Source organism: Streptococcus sp. HMSC072D05 (genome assembly GCF_001815805.1).
Lineage (GTDB): Bacteria > Bacillota > Bacilli > Lactobacillales > Streptococcaceae > Streptococcus.
The window spans coordinates 6,173-24,381 of record NZ_KV822013.1 but is presented as its reverse complement, the minus strand read 5'-3'; the positions used below and the strand labels follow the sequence as shown (position 1 = coordinate 24,381).

General features: G+C 40.5%; 18 protein-coding genes. All 18 read left to right on the top strand.

Annotated elements, in window-relative coordinates; all coding sequences use genetic code 11:
• Nucleotides 1-50 precede the first annotated feature (50 nt).
• The 18 genes from HMPREF3057_RS04040 to HMPREF3057_RS03955 all read left to right on the top strand — a co-directional run bounded on the left by HMPREF3057_RS04040 (nt 51) and on the right by HMPREF3057_RS03955 (nt 18,170).
• Complete coding sequence (locus tag HMPREF3057_RS04040) at nt 51-284, top strand: DUF1858 domain-containing protein (RefSeq protein WP_000368739.1); 234 nt, start codon at nt 51-53, stop codon at nt 282-284.
• Nucleotides 284-1,618 carry a DUF438 domain-containing protein gene (locus tag HMPREF3057_RS04035; RefSeq protein ID WP_049478918.1) on the top strand — a complete coding sequence of 445 codons (1,335 nt, stop codon included), beginning with the start codon at nt 284-286 and terminating at the stop codon, nt 1,616-1,618. The genes HMPREF3057_RS04040 and HMPREF3057_RS04035 overlap by 1 nt, the downstream gene beginning before the upstream one ends.
• A gap of 9 nt (nt 1,619-1,627) precedes the next feature.
• On the top strand, nt 1,628-1,882 hold the full coding sequence (locus HMPREF3057_RS04030) for a DUF1912 family protein (RefSeq protein ID WP_000119707.1): 255 nt from the start codon (nt 1,628-1,630) through the stop codon (nt 1,880-1,882).
• Between the two features lie 97 nt (nt 1,883-1,979).
• Nucleotides 1,980-2,375, top strand: coding sequence for a helix-hairpin-helix domain-containing protein (locus HMPREF3057_RS04025; RefSeq protein ID WP_000038699.1), 396 nt, complete (start codon nt 1,980-1,982; stop codon nt 2,373-2,375).
• 276 nt (nt 2,376-2,651) lie between these two features.
• Complete coding sequence (locus HMPREF3057_RS04020) at nt 2,652-3,215, top strand: GNAT family N-acetyltransferase (protein WP_000196169.1); 564 nt, start codon at nt 2,652-2,654, stop codon at nt 3,213-3,215.
• A 3-nt stretch (nt 3,216-3,218) separates the two neighbouring features.
• On the top strand, nt 3,219-4,283 hold the full coding sequence (locus HMPREF3057_RS04015) for a hypothetical protein (protein WP_000995845.1): 1,065 nt from the start codon (nt 3,219-3,221) through the stop codon (nt 4,281-4,283).
• Nucleotides 4,284-4,301: 18 nt separating this feature from the next.
• Entirely contained in the window at nt 4,302-6,953 is a 2,652-nt protein-coding gene (locus tag HMPREF3057_RS04010; protein ID WP_070696494.1) for a valine--tRNA ligase, read from the top strand.
• 28 nt (nt 6,954-6,981) lie between these two features.
• Complete coding sequence (locus tag HMPREF3057_RS04005; RefSeq protein ID WP_070696491.1) at nt 6,982-8,223, top strand: GmrSD restriction endonuclease domain-containing protein; 1,242 nt, start codon at nt 6,982-6,984, stop codon at nt 8,221-8,223.
• A gap of 4 nt (nt 8,224-8,227) precedes the next feature.
• Nucleotides 8,228-8,980, top strand: coding sequence for a HEPN domain-containing protein (locus HMPREF3057_RS04000; protein WP_070696488.1), 753 nt, complete (start codon nt 8,228-8,230; stop codon nt 8,978-8,980).
• 102 nt (nt 8,981-9,082) lie between these two features.
• Nucleotides 9,083-10,303: a DNA cytosine methyltransferase gene (locus tag HMPREF3057_RS03995; RefSeq protein ID WP_070696484.1), complete on the top strand. Its 1,221-nt coding sequence runs from the start codon at nt 9,083-9,085 to the stop codon at nt 10,301-10,303.
• Between the two features lie 70 nt (nt 10,304-10,373).
• The gene (locus HMPREF3057_RS10290) at nt 10,374-11,951 is read left to right on the top strand and encodes a hypothetical protein (protein WP_070696481.1); all 1,578 of its coding nucleotides are present in this window, start codon (nt 10,374-10,376) and stop codon (nt 11,949-11,951) included.
• A gap of 131 nt (nt 11,952-12,082) precedes the next feature.
• Nucleotides 12,083-12,673 (top strand): DNA-directed RNA polymerase subunit delta, encoded by a 591-nt coding sequence (rpoE, locus tag HMPREF3057_RS03985; RefSeq protein ID WP_000418415.1) that lies wholly within the window; start codon nt 12,083-12,085, stop codon nt 12,671-12,673.
• Nucleotides 12,674-12,993: 320 nt separating this feature from the next.
• A complete protein-coding gene (locus HMPREF3057_RS03980) occupies nt 12,994-14,601 on the top strand; it encodes a CTP synthase (protein ID WP_000105256.1) in 1,608 nt (535 codons plus the stop codon).
• A gap of 118 nt (nt 14,602-14,719) precedes the next feature.
• Nucleotides 14,720-15,916 (top strand): PspC-like choline-binding domain-containing protein, encoded by a 1,197-nt coding sequence (locus HMPREF3057_RS03975; RefSeq protein WP_070696478.1) that lies wholly within the window; start codon nt 14,720-14,722, stop codon nt 15,914-15,916.
• A 196-nt stretch (nt 15,917-16,112) separates the two neighbouring features.
• Nucleotides 16,113-16,412: a DUF4651 domain-containing protein gene (locus tag HMPREF3057_RS03970; RefSeq protein ID WP_002875970.1), complete on the top strand. Its 300-nt coding sequence runs from the start codon at nt 16,113-16,115 to the stop codon at nt 16,410-16,412.
• On the top strand, nt 16,409-16,726 hold the full coding sequence (locus HMPREF3057_RS03965; RefSeq protein WP_070696475.1) for a thioredoxin family protein: 318 nt from the start codon (nt 16,409-16,411) through the stop codon (nt 16,724-16,726). Before HMPREF3057_RS03970 ends, HMPREF3057_RS03965 begins: the two co-directional genes overlap by 4 nt.
• Nucleotides 16,727-16,740: 14 nt before the next feature.
• Nucleotides 16,741-17,367: a YtpR family tRNA-binding protein gene (gene ytpR, locus HMPREF3057_RS03960; RefSeq protein ID WP_049520664.1), complete on the top strand. Its 627-nt coding sequence runs from the start codon at nt 16,741-16,743 to the stop codon at nt 17,365-17,367.
• A 41-nt stretch (nt 17,368-17,408) separates the two neighbouring features.
• On the top strand, nt 17,409-18,170 hold the full coding sequence (locus HMPREF3057_RS03955) for an SDR family NAD(P)-dependent oxidoreductase (RefSeq protein ID WP_061588756.1): 762 nt from the start codon (nt 17,409-17,411) through the stop codon (nt 18,168-18,170).
• Nucleotides 18,171-18,209: the final 39 nt, after the last annotated feature.

The window sequence follows — 18,209 nt, the reverse complement described above, 5'->3', positions numbered from 1 at the left end:
AGTTTGCTCTTTGATTTTCATTGAGTATTAGAACATACATGGAGGTCGTCATGGACAATATCATCGATGTGTCAATTCCCGTTGCAGAAGTGGTAGACAAGCACCCGGAAGTCTTGGAAATCCTAGTAGAGCTCGGTTTTAAACCACTTGCTAATCCCTTGATGCGCAACACTGTTGGGCGCAAAGTATCGCTTAAGCAGGGTTCTAAACTCGAAGGAACTCCTATGGACAAGATTGTCCGCACGCTAGAAGCAAACGGCTATGAAGTGATTGGATTAGACTAATGGCAGATGAACGGATTCATATCCTACGGGATATTTTGCTAGAATTGCACAATGGTGCCTCTCCTGAGTCGGTTCAGGAGCGTTTTGATGCGACTTTTACAGGTGTTTCAGCTATCGAGATTTCTCTCATGGAGCACGAATTGATGAACTCAGATTCAGGAGTCACCTTTGAAGATGTCATGGAACTCTGTGATGTCCATGCTAATCTTTTTAAAAATGCAGTTAAGGGTGTCGAAGTAGAGGATACCGAGCATCCTGGCCACCCCGTTCGCGTCTTCAAGGATGAAAATCTAGCTCTCCGTGCAGCTTTGATTCGCATTCGGAGACTGTTGGATACCTATGAGTCTATGGAAGATGAGGAAATGCTGGCAGAGATGCGCAAGGGCTTGGTACGTCAAATGGGGCTGTTGGGGCAATTTGACATCCATTATCAGCGCAAGGAAGAGCTCTTTTTTCCCATCATGGAGCGCTATGGTCACGATTCACCTCCTAAAGTCATGTGGGGAGTGGACGATCAGATCAGAGAACTCTTTCAGACAGCTCTAGCGACGGCTAAGGCACTACCAGAAGTGGCGATTTCCACTGTAAAGGAGGCCTTTGAAGCTTTTGCGACAGAGTTTGAAAGTATGATTTTCAAGGAAGAGTCCATCCTCCTCATGATTCTCCTTGAGTCTTTCACCCAGGATGACTGGATTCAGATTGCGGAGGAGAGCAATGCCTACGGCTATGCCATCATTCGTCCGTCCGAGAAATGGGTGCCAGAACGACAGAGTTTCGTTGAGGAAAAGAGTGCAGAGGAGCCCGTGCAGCTGGACACGGCTGAAGGTCAAGTTCAGCAAGTTATCGATACACCAGAAGGCCAGTTCACCATTACCTTTACCCCTAAGGAAAAGGAAGCAGTGCTGGACCGTCATAGTCAACAGGCTTTTGGCAATGGTTATCTCTCCGTCGAGCAGGCCAATCTCATCCTCAATCACCTCCCTATGGAGATCACTTTTGTCAATAAAGACGATATTTTTCAGTATTACAATGACAATACGCCAGCTGATGAGATGATTTTCAAACGGACGCCGTCCCAAGTCGGGCGCAATGTAGAACTCTGCCATCCGCCCAAATATCTAGAAAAGGTGAAGGCCGTTATGCAAGGTCTTCGTGAAGGGGTCAAGGACAAGTATGAAATGTGGTTCAAGTCAGATTCGCGAGGCAAGTTTGTCCACATTACCTATGCTGCGGTACACGATGAAAACGGGGAATTCCAAGGCGTGTTGGAGTATGTTCAGGATATCCAGCCCTACCGAGAGATTGATACGGACTTCTTCCGTGGATTAGAATAAGGAGAATCAATGAGTTACGAACAGGAATTTATGAAGGAATTTGAAGCTTGGGTCAATACCCAGATCATGATCAACGACATGGCGCACAAGGAAAGTCAAAAGGTCTACGAAGAAGACCAAGACGAACGTGCCAAAGATGCCATGATTCGCTACGAAAGTCGCTTGGATGCCTACCAGTTCTTGCTTGGTAAGTTCGAAAATTTCAAGGCAGGCAAGGGATTCCATGATTTGCCAGAAGGATTGTTTGGTGAGCGAAACTATTAAAATACAGATACTTTCTTGATTTTTTCCCAAAATCTTGATAGAATATCTTTATTAAATCCTTGTCAGAGCAGGGATTTTTTATTGAAAGGATTTTATCATGTCAAAGAAACTCCAACGTAAAAAACAATTGCGAAATAGCCTTCGTCGCTCAGGTGCCTTTTCAAGTACGGTGACCAAAGTTGTCGAAGAGACCAAAAAAGTCGTGAAACACGCAGAAAAATCTGCCAGCGAAGCAGGAAAAGTTGTCTCTAAAAAAGTGGAACAAGCAGTAGAAGCGACCAAGGAACAAGCTCAAAAAGTAGCCAATTCAGTAGAAGATTTCGCAGCTACTTTGGGTGGCCTCTCAGTAGATCGTGCTAAGACTTTCTATGATGAGGGGATCAAGTCGGCTGCTGACTTTAAAAACTGGACTGAAAAAGAACTCCTTGCTTTGAAAGGAATTGGCCCAGCTACCATTAAGAAATTAAAAGAGCACGGAATCAGCTTCAAGTAATCTTTCTTGCCCCTTGCATTTCCGAGAAAAACTTGCTACAATAGAGCCATTAGAGGTGTTTTGAATCCCACATTTTACAGAAAGTGGCGGTGCTGAGAAGTCCACAAATGTGTCAAAACTAGTTGCTAATGACTGAAAATGAAATAAAAATGTCTTTTTGTTTTAAAGACGAGAGTTGCGGGCTTTGCCCGAAATTGGGTGGTACCGCGGATAAGCACATTCGTCCCTGTCATGGATATGGCAGGGACGATTTTTTGTAGAAAGCGAGGTAGAAGGATGACAAGAGCAGAGTTGCCAGAAAGAATCGAAACAGAACGTCTCGTTTTACGAGTCCGAACAGTGGCTGATGCCGAGGATATCCATGCCTACGCCAGTCTCCCAGAGGTCGCCTATCCAGCAGCATTTCACCCCGTCAAGAGCTTGGAAGATGAGATTTATTATCTGGAGCATATTCTGCCCGAGCGTAATGAAAAGAACAATCTCCCAGCGGGCTATGGAATTGTCGTTAAAGGAACCGATAAGGTCATCGGCTCTGTTGATTTCCCTCGTCGTCACGAGGATGATGTCTTGGAGATTGGCTATATCTTACATCCAGACCATTGGGGTCTAGGTTATGTTCCAGAAGCAGCGCGTGCCTTGATTGACCTAGCTTTTAAAGAACTGGGTCTTCATAAGATTGAGATGACTTGCTTTGGCTACAATGCCCAAAGTCAACGAGTCGCGGAAAAATTAGGCTTTACCCTCGAAGCTCGCATAAGAGAACGCAAAGATGCCCAAGGCAATCGTTGTGACAGTTTGATATATGGCTTGCTGAGGAGTGAGTGGGAAGCTAGAAGTTGATAGTTGAACTGTTCGAGAAAATCGAACAGTTGGGATGTATTGAAGAATTTCGAAAGCGAGGTGAGAGGATTGGAAACAAGCCAGATTATTACTCTAATTAGTGGAGCAGGAATAGGGGCTATCTTGAGTGCGATTTTAGTGTTTGTTAATAATAGTAAAAGAAATCAACTTGATTATATTACTAAAGAACGCTCTGAATGGAGAAAAAACATAAAGTTGATAATTGTTGATTTGCTAAATGGAGAAAATAGGGAATCTGCAGTAAATAGTCTTAGAACACAAATCAATCCATACGGCTATTGTAGAAATATTAAATATACTAATGAGTATTACATGAAAGATGGACATATTTGGGACCTTTTAAATGATTTTGATTACTCAGAAGAAAAATCGCAAATACTCAGTCAGTATTTAAGGTTACTCTTGAAATATGATTGGGAACGTTCAAAAAATGAGGTTAGAATTAATAATAATTTCTTATGGAATTTTTTAAGATGGGGATTGATAATTCTAAACTTAATAATGTTATTTTGGGCGGGAAATGTGAATAATGAAGTAAATATGTATTTATCATTATTTTCAGTTATTCTTTTATTTTTACAACCGCACCTAATAGAATTTCTATCTAAACTCAATTTTGATTCGCCTAAAGAAAAAACTATTTTAATGTTAACCTTTTTAGTAGGATTTGTATCACCTTATCTTTATTCACTTTATTTAACATTTATTTTATTAAATTTTTATAATCTATTTAAATTGAATTTTCTGGTAAATATCTTCCCGTTAATTTTGATGTTAATTATAATTTCTTCCGAACTTTTGCTTATTTATCAAATTTTTAATATAGACTATAAATATATTTCTCAAATAAAAAAGATAGAAAAAAATAGGACTGATTTAGAGTTAAAATATTACGAAATTTATAATTTAAACTCTAGATTGAAACAAAAATCATGGGATATAAAGTATAATATAACAAAAGAAGATGTTAATAAACTAAAAAAAGAACAGATAAAATTACGCAAGAAAATAAATAAGAAACTAAACAAGAAATTAAAAAGAAACTAATTATTAAGGAGAACACACATGTCTAAAGAACTTTCACCTAAATACAATCCAGCCGAGGTTGAGGCTGGTCGTTACCAAAAATGGCTTGATGCCGATGTTTTCAAGCCTTCTGGCGATAAAAAGGCTAAGCCTTATTCTATCGTGATTCCACCACCAAACGTAACTGGGAAACTCCACCTTGGTCACGCTTGGGATACGACTTTGCAGGATATCATTATCCGTCAAAAACGGATGCAAGGTTTTGATACGCTTTGGCTTCCAGGTATGGACCACGCGGGGATTGCGACTCAAGCTAAGGTTGAGGAGCGCTTGCGTGGTGAGGGTATTAGCCGTTACGACCTCGGTCGTGAAAAATTCCTAGATAAAGTCTGGGAATGGAAAGACGAATATGCGACGACTATCAAGGAACAATGGGGCAAGATGGGGCTCTCTGTAGACTACTCTCGTGAGCGTTTCACTCTTGACGAAGGTTTGTCAAAAGCTGTTCGCAAGGTCTTTGTGGACCTTTACAAGAAAGGCTGGATCTACCGTGGTGAGTTTATCATCAACTGGGATCCAGCAGCTCGCACAGCCCTTTCTGATATCGAGGTGATTCACAAGGACGTCGAAGGTGCCTTCTACCACATGAACTACATGCTGGAAGATGGCTCACGCGCCCTTGAAGTTGCGACAACTCGTCCTGAAACTATGTTTGGGGATGTTGCGGTTGCGGTCAATCCAGAAGACCCACGCTACAAGGACCTGATTGGTAAAAATGTCATCCTTCCAATTGCTAATAAATTGATTCCAATCGTTGGGGACGAGCATGCAGATCCTGAATTTGGTACTGGTGTCGTGAAAATCACGCCTGCCCACGATCCAAACGACTTCTTGGTTGGTCAACGCCACAACTTGCCACAAGTCAACGTCATGAACGACGACGGAACCATGAATGACTTGGCCTTCGAATTTGCTGGCATGGACCGTTTTGAAGCTCGTAAGGCAGTCGTTGCTAAGTTGGAAGAAATCGGTGCCCTCGTTAAAATCGAAAAACGGGTCCACAGTGTTGGTCACTCAGAACGTACAGGTGTTGTGGTTGAGCCACGCTTGTCTACACAATGGTTCGTTAAGATGGACCAATTAGCTAAGAACGCTATTGCCAACCAAGACACAGACGATAAGGTAGAATTCTACCCACCTCGTTTCAACGATACCTTCCTCCAATGGATGGAAAATGTCCACGACTGGGTAATCTCTCGTCAGCTCTGGTGGGGTCACCAAATCCCTGCTTGGTATAATGCTGAGGGTGAAATATATGTCGGCGAAGAAGCTCCAGAAGGTGATGGATGGACTCAGGACGAAGACGTCTTGGATACGTGGTTCAGTTCGGCTCTTTGGCCATTCTCTACCATGGGCTGGCCTGATGTCGACTCAGAAGACCTTAAACGTTATTATCCAACATCAACTTTGGTGACTGGTTATGATATTATTCCGTTCTGGGTGTCTCGGATGATTTTCCAAGGTTTGGAATTTACAGGCCGTCAGCCATTCCAAAACGTCCTTATCCACGGTCTCATCCGTGACGAACAAGGACGCAAGATGTCTAAATCTCTTGGAAACGGGATTGACCCAATGGATGTTATCGAGAAATACGGTGCCGATGCCCTTCGTTGGTTCCTTTCAAACGGTTCTGCACCAGGACAAGACGTGCGCTTCTCTTACGAAAAAATGGATGCTTCATGGAACTTCATTAACAAGTTCTGGAACATCTCTCGCTACATCCTCATGAACAATGAAGGCTTGACCCTTGAGCAAGCTACTGCCAATGTGGAAAAAGTTGTCAACAAGGAAGCTGGCAATGTCACAGACCGCTGGATTCTCCATAACCTTAATGAAACTATCGGCAAAGTCACTGAAAACTTTGATAAGTTTGAATTTGGTGTGGCTGGACACATCCTCTACAACTTCATCTGGGATGAGTTTGCGGACTGGTACGTTGAGTTGACCAAGGAAGTCCTTTATAGCGACAACGAAGAAGAGAAAGTCATCACACGTTCTGTTCTCCTTTACACTTTGGACAAGATCCTTCGTCTCCTCCACCCAATCATGCCGTTCGTGACAGAGGAAATCTTTGGACAAATCTCAGAAGGTTCTATCGTTACAGCAACATACCCAACTGTCAACCCAGCCTTTGAAGACCTTGCGGCTCACACTGGTGTAGAAAGCCTCAAAGACTTGATCCGTGCCGTTCGTAATGCGCGTGCGGAAGTAAACGTAGCACCAAGCAAGCCAATCACCATCCTTGTTAAGACAAGCGATAGCGACTTGGAAGCCTTCTTTAACAGCAATGTCAACTACATCAAACGCTTCACAAATCCAGAACACTTGGAAATCGCATCAAACATCCCTGCACCTGAACTCGCTATGTCAAGCGTCATCACAGGAGCAGAAATCTACCTGCCGCTCGCAGACCTCCTCAATGTCGAAGAAGAACTCGCTCGCCTCGACAAGGAACTGGCTAAATGGCAAAAAGAACTGGATATGGTAGGCAAGAAGCTCTCTAACGAACGATTCGTAGCCAATGCCAAACCAGAAGTCGTCCAAAAAGAACGCGACAAACAAGCCGACTACCAAGCGAAATACGATGCGACTGTAACACGTATTGATGAGATGAAGAAATTAGTGAAATAAAATTTATTGAAAATAAGGAAAATATAGCATGTCAAATATATTAGAAAAATATAGTGAAAAAGATTTGATTGATGTTATCGAAAATGATAAGATTGATCTTGACCGCGAAGAGGAAATTTCTGATGAGATTGAGACTCCATCAGGTAGAAAATTATATATAGATAAAGTGGATAAATCTACTTCAGATATTATAAGAATGATTACAGAAGGCGAATTAATCTTGCAACCTGATTATCAGAGAAAATTTGTATGGAACGAAAAGACACAATCTCAGTTTATAGAATCTTTGTTACTTTCAATTCCTATTCCGACAATATTTTTAGCAGAAAACGATGATGACACACTTGAAGTAATAGATGGTCAACAAAGATTAACTACAGTTTACTCTTTTTATAAATCTATATTAAGTGAAGATGAATTAAAAAGAAATTCAGTTAAAGATAAACAGTTAGACGAAATACAACCATTGAAATTATCTGGTTTAAACACTTTGAACAATCTTAATAAAAAAACATTATACGAAATGGATGAAAAAATCCAGAGACGTTTTAAAAATGTCTCTTTACCTATGGTTATTATCCAAAAAGATTCATCAGAAGATATTAAATACGATGTATTTTCTAGAATTAATCAAGGGTCAATAAAGCTAAATGGTCAAGAGCTTTTAAATGTTATGTATCGTGGAAAATTATTGTATGCTTTAAATACTATTTGTGAAAGTAGTGAGGTTGATAATATTTTTGGTAATAGACCTATTTTAAAAAAGAGATTTGGGTATAATGAAATTTTATTGAGAGCGTTTGTTATTAATGATTTTATTGACAATGACTGGAATCTTAGAACTGTACCTGTTCGTAATGAAAAATCACTTGAGAAAAAAGAGCGAAAATATGGTGGAAGATTGAATACGTCCATAATTGAATTTTTAAAAGAATTTAGAAATGATGAAGAAAAATGTGATGAATTGAAGACTTTTATTAATGATTCTATACGAAAAGTACAAATTGTTTTTAATGACGATGCTTTCAAGCGCATAGATAACAATGATTCTTCAACAAGTATCAATAAAACTATTGCTGAGTTACAATTAGTAAGTTTGTCAAGATTTTCTGAAAGTGCTATTCTTGAACAAAAAGAACTAATAAGAGAATCTTTTAAGAAATTCCTTTCAGATAATACCGAGATTTTTCTCAGAGCAACAAATAATACTGAAAATGTAAAAAGAAGGTATAATTGGGGGAAAGTCTTGTCTTCTATATTAGAGGGTTAATTAAATGAATCATAGTAGCTTAGATAAGACTAGTATTCTAAATACATATGATGAATACAAAAATGTTTATAATAATTCACTGGGTTCTTTAGGAGGTAATGCTAAAATTCTTCTCGAGAATTCTTTATATCTATCTATTTTTACAACTTTTGAATTATTTTTAAAAGATATAATTGATATATATATTAGAAAAGCTCTAGCTGATGGAATTTGTTTTAGCAATTTAGTAGACTCTTTTGCTATTGAGTATCTTAAAAATAGAGAAAGACAGTTTGACAATTTTTTTAAAAATCAAAATCAAAATCAAATTCTTAGTAGTTTTACTAATATCAAGTCTTTATTAGAAGGCGACCTTAGCGAAGAGGATTTAAGAATTCATGTAAGATTTGAGTTCTTACACAAAAAGAAATTGGATAAGTATTATCCAGCTCTTATGGAACAAATATTAGGTATTAAAAATTTTTTAGAAAGTATTGAAATTGAATTTCCAGATACAGATAGTGATACTTTAGGTGTTGAGTTACGAGAAATCAAGAATGCTAAACATTTTCTATCAATTTATACCGAGAAGATAAGAAATAGCATTGCTCATGAAAATAGTCAATTTTCGGTCGGGAATACCTCTTTTGAAAAATGCGTAGAAAGTTTTAAAGAAATTACAAATAAAATATACGATCAATTTATTTCATATAATGAGTTACAAGATACGGAAAGACTATCAGACATAATGAGAGATAACATTCTAGATTCAGAATAAAGTTCTCTTTCTTAATAACTAATTTATTAAAAAATTCTAAAAAATCAATTTAGTTTGTTTTAATTAGGATATAAAACATATCTATAGAAAGCAGGTTACTACATGACTAATTCTGTAAGTTCGAACCGCTCTGAGAAGTACAACATTGCAGCTTTCTTCTCAGGTGTTGGGGGAATTGAGTTGGGTTTTGAACAGACCAACGAGTTCAGAGTGGTGTATGCCAATGAATTTGATAAGTATGCGCGTCAAACTTATCAGTTAAACCATCCAGATACCTATTTGGATGGTCGTGATATTCACGCTGTTCAGCCAGAGGATATCCCAGCTGAGCGCGTGGATGTGATTATGGGAGGTTTCCCATGTCAGGCCTTTAGTATTGCGGGTTATCGCAAGGGCTTTGACGACGATCGTGGGGATCTTTTCTTCGAATTGCTTCGCATGATTGAGGGATGTAAACCTCGTGCCATCTTTATCGAAAACGTTAAGAACATGGTTGGTCATGACCATGGCAATACCTTCAAGGTTATTCGTGAAGCCTTGACTGAGAACAACTATTTTATCAAGTGGAAGGTTCTCAACGGAAAAGACTACGGAAATATCCCACAAAACCGTGAACGGATTTATATTGTTGGTTTTGATACCAAAGAGGCTTATGACTCGTTTGAATTCCCTGAGGAAATCAAGCTTACTACGAGTCTTCAGGATGTGATTAACTTTGGTGATCAACTAGACGAGGTCTACTACTACCGCGAAGGCAAGCAGAATTTCTATGACCAGTTGAAGTTTGAGGTGACCAGTCAAGACACGGTCTACCAGTGGCGTCGTCAGTATGTCCGTGAAAATAAAAACGGTGTCGTCCCTACCCTCACAGCAAATATGGGAACTGGTGGACATAACGTCCCATTGATTTTGACAGACAGTGGTGAGATTCGTAAGCTGACACCGAAAGAAACTTTTAATGTTCAAGGTTATCCTAAATCCTTTAAAATCCCAGAAGGGGTTTCTAACGGTCAGCTATACAAACAAGCTGGAAACAGCGTGGTTGTGCCCGTGATTAAACGCATCGCAGAGAATGTTGCCAAGGCCTTAAACGAAAGCCAAGGGCAATCTCAACTTGACCGCTCAGGAAAATTCGCTATTATCTATACCAAGATGAACGGCCAGTTTGAAGGGCAGTCCTATGTCAAGGAATTTGTGGATAGCTATGACCAAGCTCTTGAAACAATCAAGGGTTATGACGATGGTTTAGCCGTTCTGTCAGATGAAGAGTATTTGAGACTTGTAAAAAAACAAGGCAAACTCGAATTTTACAGTATTAATTAACGAATATATAAGGGGATTAGTGAAAAACTAATCTTCTTTTGATATACTGAAAATAGAAAAGAGGGTGCTTATGTGGGAACATCTAAAGTCTGAACAAAAAGACAAATACAAAACCTTAATTACCAACTTCGCTAGTTTGAGCCAAGCTTTCTCTCAAAAGGCAGAATCCGAAGACGAGGGACAAACAGAACATTTTGTTGCTCCGATTGTCAACTCCAAATTTCAGGAGACTGTTTTTCAAAAAGCCTTTAATGCCGTAGGGGAAGATATCGCCAATACTTCCTATGATGCCTCTGTCGTTGTAGATGAAAATCATAAATACCTAGTGGGTATTAAGTCTTTTGGAATTAATTCAGGAGACCAGAAAATTGCCCAGTTCAAGAAAGATTCTCAATCTTGGACGGACTTATTGGGTGATATCAAGTTTCATGCAGATATTTCAGTAGATAAAGAAGCTGCAGATAAGGAAAACTATCAGCGCTATGAAGAGTTGGCACGAAAGATTGCGACCTTAAGAAATCAGAGAATAGAGTCTTCTAAGGCACAAATCAAGGGGTTCAACTCAGATTCGGTCAATGTTGAAGCTGTTTATCACGTCCTTATGCCGACCCCAAAAGGAGAAAATCCTAAGATTTTTGTCGGTGAAACATCTTATTTACCAGTCGATATTGGTAATCTAGTCATTGAAGGATCAACTACCAAAAACAATCCTACTAATTTTCGATTTACGGATGGACAACACCACTACAAGTACACGGCAGCTGACAGTCAGCTCCACATGACTTTTAATAATAAAGACATTGTGGTAGATACTTGGGACGTCCATTATATCGAAGACCCTTTTTCTCTCTTTGAAAATCTTCATTTGCTGACAGCTGAAAAGGAACAATCCGATATCTTAGAAACAGTGTCTTGGGTTATTACAGACAAACATGGAAATGTGGAAGAAAGCTCTGGTTTCAATGCCTTTAACGGCGGTTCAAAATTAGCCAAGAAAGACCGTCTCCCGCGGATTTTAAAGATTCAGGAGAAATTTAAGGCCAGTCTGGCTCCAGAGGAACTAGCTTTTGTGACCTTCTCTTTAGAAGAAATCCTATTGAAAAAATGGACCAGTAAGGAAGATAAAGTTCAGATGAAAGCTATTCGTGAGGACTTGATTAACTGTGTTCATAATACTGGCAATAAAAAACTCATTAAAGAAATTGAACAGCTGGTTTATCGTCCAGTTAGCGAAGTATACATTCCTCTGCCTGACTCCAAAAATTTCCATGATGAAAGGCCTGATTTCTTTGGTCCTGGATTTGGTACTTTTGAACCCGGCACTAAAAAACTAGCTCTACCGAAAGAGGAAAGAACCTTTAAGCTACGCTTCTTACCTTCTGGAGATGTCATTAATGCCTATATCAACCAAGAATCTGGTAAGGCGATTCAGTCAACTGATAAGCAAGAAATTCTTGGAAATTGGATTTTGCGTGGTGTTTTCCAGTTAAAAGAACGAGAAGTCTTAACAGGTCAACGACTCAATGAGCTGGAAATCAACGGTATTCGATTGACCAAATTTAAAAATGGTGAAATCGGCATCGAATTTATCTGGATTGATACCGAAAATCCACCTCACGATGCCATTGGCTGGGTAGCAAAGAAATAAAAAGTCCTGCCACTTTCTCCCATTTAACCTTTGACTATTCCGCAAAATTATCGTACAATAAAGAGTACATGATAAAATGAGGTCAGAGTCTGTTTGCTCTGGCGATAGTAGTAAAAATGAGGAGAAACGCTTTGGAATTAGAAGTATTTGCTGGGCAAGAAAAAAGTGAACTATCTATGATTGAGGTAGCGCGTGCTATCTTGGAACTTCGTGGTCGCGATCATGAGATGCATTTTAGTGATCTTGTAAACGAAATTCAAAACTACCTTGGAACATCAAACAGCGATATCCGCGAAGCTTTACCTTTGTTCTACACAGAGTTGAACTTTGATGGTAGCTTCATCTCTCTTGGAGACAACAAATGGGGCCTTCGTTCATGGTACGGTGTGGACGAAATCGACGAAGAAATCATCGCTCTTGAAGAAAGTGACGACGATGAAGTAGCTCCAAAAGCTAAGAAAAAACGTGTCAATGCCTTTATGGATGGTGATTCAGATGCCATTGACTACAATGCGGATGATCCAGAAGACGAAGATGCATACGAAGCAGACCCAGCTCTTTCATATGATGATGAAAATCCAGATGATGAGAAAAATGAAGTGGAAGCTTACGATGCAGAAATCAACGAAATTGCTCCTGATGACTTGGGAGAAGACGTGGATCTCAACGAAGAAGACGACGAGTTTTCTGACGATGATGCTGAAACGAGTGAAGAAGAGTAAAAGACTTCAAGGAGGAGATCACTCGGTCTCCTTTTTTTGTTCCTTGAGTAGTGTCATCCGTTTGGATGAGGATCTTTAGTTGGTTTTCTAAAGGCAATCTTCTTATTTTCAGGTTTTACTGATTCGGGTTGACAAATGTTCTGCTTTAAGGTATCATATTGTTCGGGCACCTCTTTTAGAGGTCGGGGCTCCCTAGTTACTAGGGAGCTATTTTTGTTTTTTCAGGAAGTTTTTCTTGAAAAGTCGTGATTCATAAGGGTCTTGTTTTCTATCTCCCCTCGTAGTTAACAAGGCCTTGAGCATTTTAGAAAGAGGAATCTATGTCTACGAAATATATTTTTGTAACTGGTGGTGTGGTGTCGTCTATTGGGAAAGGGATTGTGGCAGCAAGTCTGGGTCGTCTCTTGAAAAATCGTGGTCTCAAAGTAACCATTCAGAAGTTTGACCCTTATATCAATATCGATCCGGGAACCATGAGTCCTTACCAGCACGGAGAAGTCTTTGTGACAGATGATGGGGCTGAGACAGATTTGGACTTGGGTCACTATGAACGTTTCATCGATATCAATCTCAACAAATATTCCAACGTGACCACTGGTAAAATCTACAGTGAAGTTCTTCGTAAGGAGCGCCGTGGCGAGTACCTTGGCGCAACTGTTCAAGTCATTCCTCATATCACAGATGCTTTGAAAGAAAAAATCAAGCGTGCCGCTCTAACGACAGACTCTGATGTCATTATCACAGAGGTCGGTGGAACCGTTGGGGATATTGAGTCCTTGCCATTTCTAGAGGCCCTTCGTCAGATGAAGGCAGATGTGGGTGCAGATAATGTTATGTATATCCACACAACCTTGCTTCCTTATCTAAAAGCTGCTGGTGAGATGAAGACAAAGCCAACTCAACATTCTGTAAAAGAATTGCGTGGTTTGGGAATCCAGCCAAATATGTTGGTCATTCGTACCGAGAAACCAGCTGGTCAAGGCATTAAAAACAAACTGGCCCAGTTCTGTGATGTGGCACCAGAAGCCGTTATCGAATCGTTGGATGTCGAACATCTTTACCAAATTCCACTGAATTTGCAGGCACAAGGTATGGATCAAATTGTTTGTGACCATTTGAAATTAGACGCACCAGCAGCGGATATGACAGAATGGTCAGCTATGGTGGACAAGGTTATGAACCTCAAGAAGCAAGTCAAGATTTCCCTTGTTGGTAAGTATGTTGAGTTGCAAGATGCCTATATCTCAGTGGTCGAAGCCTTGAAACACTCTGGTTATGCCAACAATGCAGAAGTGAAGATTAATTGGGTCAATGCCAATGATGTGACGGCAGAGAATGTAGCAGAGCTCTTGTCTGATGCGAACGGAATCATCGTACCAGGCGGTTTTGGTCAACGTGGTACGGAAGGGAAAATCCAAGCCATTCGCTATGCGCGTGAGAATGATGTTCCAATGTTAGGTGTCTGCTTGGGAATGCAGTTAACTTGTATCGAATTTGCTCGTCACGTTTTAGGTCTTGAAGGTGCCAATTCTGCTGAACTTGCACCAGAAACAAAATATCCTATCATTGATATCATGCGTGATCAGGTTGATATTGAGGATATGGGAGGAACCCTTCGTTTGGGACTTTACCCATCTAAGTTGAAACGTGGCTCTAAAGCAGCGGCTGCTTATCATAATCAAGAAGTGGTGCAACGCCGTCACCGTCACCGTTATGAGTTTAACAACGCCTTTCGTGAACAGTTTGAGGCAGCAGGTTTTGTCTTCTCAGGTGTTTCTCCAGACAATCGATTGGTAGAAATTGTAGAGATTCCTGAAAATAAATTCTTTGTAGCGTGTCAGTATCACCCTGAACTTTCCAGCCGTCCAAACCGCCCAGAAGAACTCTACACTGCCTTTGTGACTGCAGCAGTTGAAAATAGTAACTAGTTATCTTCTAATCTCTGAGAGCAATCTCAGAGGTTTCTTCTAGCATATTTAGGATAAGATTTGCAAAAAAAATAGATAGTGATACTATTAATATAATAATTCCTAAGGAGGATATACAATGAAAAAAATCACACTATTTTGTTTGTCTCTAGCAGGTTTAGCTTTACTGGCTTTCCCTCATTCAGGAAAAGCATTCGAATTGGAAGAAGAATGGGTTATTAAGGGTGGGGTTAAGTATCAAGATGGCAAAATTCTTCGATTTAATAATGGCCATGAAGTAGATATCAAAGTCTTGGATTTGCCAAAAACTGAGAAAATCGAATGGATGGTCAGTCTCAATGGTCAAGATCAGACAGTCAATTTCCTAGGCCAAGAAAAGGACAAGTCTATGGTCGGTACAGAGGGGCGTTACCTGAATTTCTACGTTCCTTATGGCTATAGTGGGGATATCAAGGTGGAGGCCAAGAGTGGAGATGAAGTCAAGACTTGGTCTACCAAAGTAATGGACGATATTTATCACGGAGGAAAGAGTAGTTATTATCGCCTTGAGGAGGAAAAAGACCAGTACACTTATTTAGATACCAAGTGGGATTATAAAACAAAGACTTATACAGCAACCTTGCCTGATACTTCCAAGGGTAAGAAGGTCGTAGCATGGAGAGGAAGTCAATATGATAGTGTGAAGCTTGAGAAACCCGGAGAAATAACTCGACCATACAGCGGAACTAGTTTGCTAAGTTTTTATCCAATTTTTGAAACTGCAGGCTGGTTCAAATCAGACTCAATCTGGTACTACCAAAAACAAGGCGATCTAGTTAAAAATGACTGGTTAAAATACCAAGGATATTGGTATTTCATGGATGGGGCTGGTGGCATGATTCATGGTGGTTGGATCTGCAGTGAAGATATTTGGTACTATTTCAAAGATTCAGGCATTATGATGAGTAATGAGTGGAAATTTTACAATAATCGTTGGTACTACCTCAAATCATCAGGAGCTATGGCAAGCCAAGAATGGGTGTATATCCAAGGTAAATGGTATTATTTTGAATCATCAGGTTTCATGAAAAAGAGCACATGGTTCTTCTACCGAGGTGACTGGTATTACCTAACCGATTCAGGCGCTCTCTTGAGAGATGACTGGTTCTACTATGGTGATACTTGGTACTATGTTAAAGGTTCAGGAGCTATGGCAAGTAACGAATGGATTCAAGTCCAAGGCAAGTGGTACTACTTAGACTCATCTGGTAAGATGCTTCGCAATACCTACACACCTGATGGCTATTATGTTGGCAACTCAGGCGCTTGGCAATAAGAATAATACTCTTCGAAAATCAAATTCAAACCACGTCAGCGTCGCCTTACCGTACTCAAGTACAGCTTGCGGCTAGCTTCCTAGTTTGCTCTTTGATTTTCATTGAGTATAAGAAGTCCTTTTCCCTAAAGGAAGAGGCTTTTTACTTGCTTTTCTGCTACTTCCTTATTTGTCCTAGAGCCCTTTTTGTGTTACAATGAATGGTATGAAAGCTAAGAAATTATGGATGACTGGCTTGACTGTGGCTGGTCTAAGTGCCCTTGCTTTGGGTGCCAAAAAAGCAGCAGATAACCACAAACTCATGAAGACTCAAGAAGAGTTGACCGCTATCGTGCGCGAACTTTTCTCAGATATGGGTGAGATTGCGACTCTCTATGTTCAAGTCTACGAAAGTAGTCTAGAGCGACTGGTCGGAGGAGTCATTTTCGAGGATGGTCGTCACTATACTTTTGTCTATGAAAATGAAGACCTAGTCTATGAGGAGGAAGTCTTATGATTATTCCTGATAGTATAGAAGAACTCGCAGGTTTTGTCGAGCAAGATGGCAAGAAGGTCTTCCTTTTTGTGGCGGACTGGTGTGGCGATTGTCGTTATATCTATCCTGCCTTGCCAGAGATTGAGGAGACAAATCCAGAGTTCACCTTTATTCGAGTGGACCGTGACCAGTACATGGATCTAGCCAAACTCTGGGATGTGTACGGGATTCCTAGCCTTGTTGTGCTAGAAAAGGACAAGGAAATCGGCCGATTTGTCAATCGCGACCGTAAAAGCAAGCAACAAATTAACGACTTTTTAGCAGAACTGAAATAGGAGAAAAGGAAAGAATGATTTTTACATATAATAAAGAGCATGTTGGCGATGTCCTTATGATCATCGTGAAAAACAGCGGAGATGCCAAACTAGACGTGGAGCGCAAAGGCAAGGGTGCCCGTGTTTTCCTCAAAGATAATGGGGAAACAGTAGCTTGGAATATTTTCGAAGTTTCAAGTTTGTTCGAAATTGCAGAGCGCGGTCAAGTCTTTTTGACAGATGAGCAAGTAGCACGTTTGAACCAAGAATTGCAGGCGGAAGGATTTACAGAAGAAATTGTCAATGACAAAGAACCTAAGTTTGTTGTTGGTGAGATTGTCGAGATGGTAGCCCATCCAGATAGTGACCACCTCAACATCTGCCAAGTTGCAGTCGCAAGTGATAAGACAGTGCAAATCGTTGCAGGGGCTCCCAATGCGCGTCTTGGCCTGAAAACCATTGTAGCTCTTCCTGGAGCTATGATGCCCAAAGGAAATCTCATTTTCCCAGGCGAACTTCGTGGTGAAAAGAGTTTTGGTATGATGTGCAGCCCTCGTGAACTTGCCTTGCCAAATGCTCCGCAAAAACGTGGGGTTATTGAATTATCAGAAGACCAAGTTGTTGGAACTCCATTTGACCCAGCCAAGCACTGGATGGCCTAGGAAATTTTCAGTATTTGATAGACCAGATAGAAGGAAATAAGATGGCAAAAAATGTAGTAATTACAGGAGCGACCTCAGGAATCGGTGAAGCGATTGCGCGTGCTTATCTAGAGCAGGGGGAGAATGTCGTTCTAACAGGGCGACGGACAGACAGACTAGAGGCCCTCAAGTCAGAGTTTGCAGAAACTTTTCCAAATCAAACAGTTTGGACCTTTCCACTGGATGTCACGGATATGACCATGGTGAAGACTGTCTGCTCCGATATTTTGGAAACGATAGGGCAGATTGATATATTGGTCAATAACGCTGGACTGGCTCTTGGCTTAGCTCCCTATCAAGACTATGAAGAGTTGGATATGCTGACCATGTTAGATACCAATGTCAAGGGGTTGATGGCAGTCACTCGCTGTTTCTTACCAGCAATGGTAAAAGCCAATCAGGGTCACATTATCAACATGGGGTCAACCGCAGGAATTTATGCCTATGCTGGGGCAGCTGTTTACTCAGCCACCAAGGCTGCAGTCAAGACTTTTTCAGATGGACTGCGAATTGATACCATTGCGACAGATATCAAGGTGACCACCATTCAGCCAGGGATTGTCGAAACTGATTTCTCTACAGTTCGTTTTCACGGTGATAAAGAGCGGGCTGCGACCGTTTATCAGGGGATCGAAGCCTTGCAGGCACAAGACATCGCAGACACTGTTGTCTATGTGACCAGTCAACCCCGTCGTGTGCAGATTACAGATATGACCATTATGGCCAATCAACAGGCGACAGGTTTCATGGTTCATAAAAAATAAAAAATTCTTCGAAAAGTTACAAATTTCTGTAACTTTTTT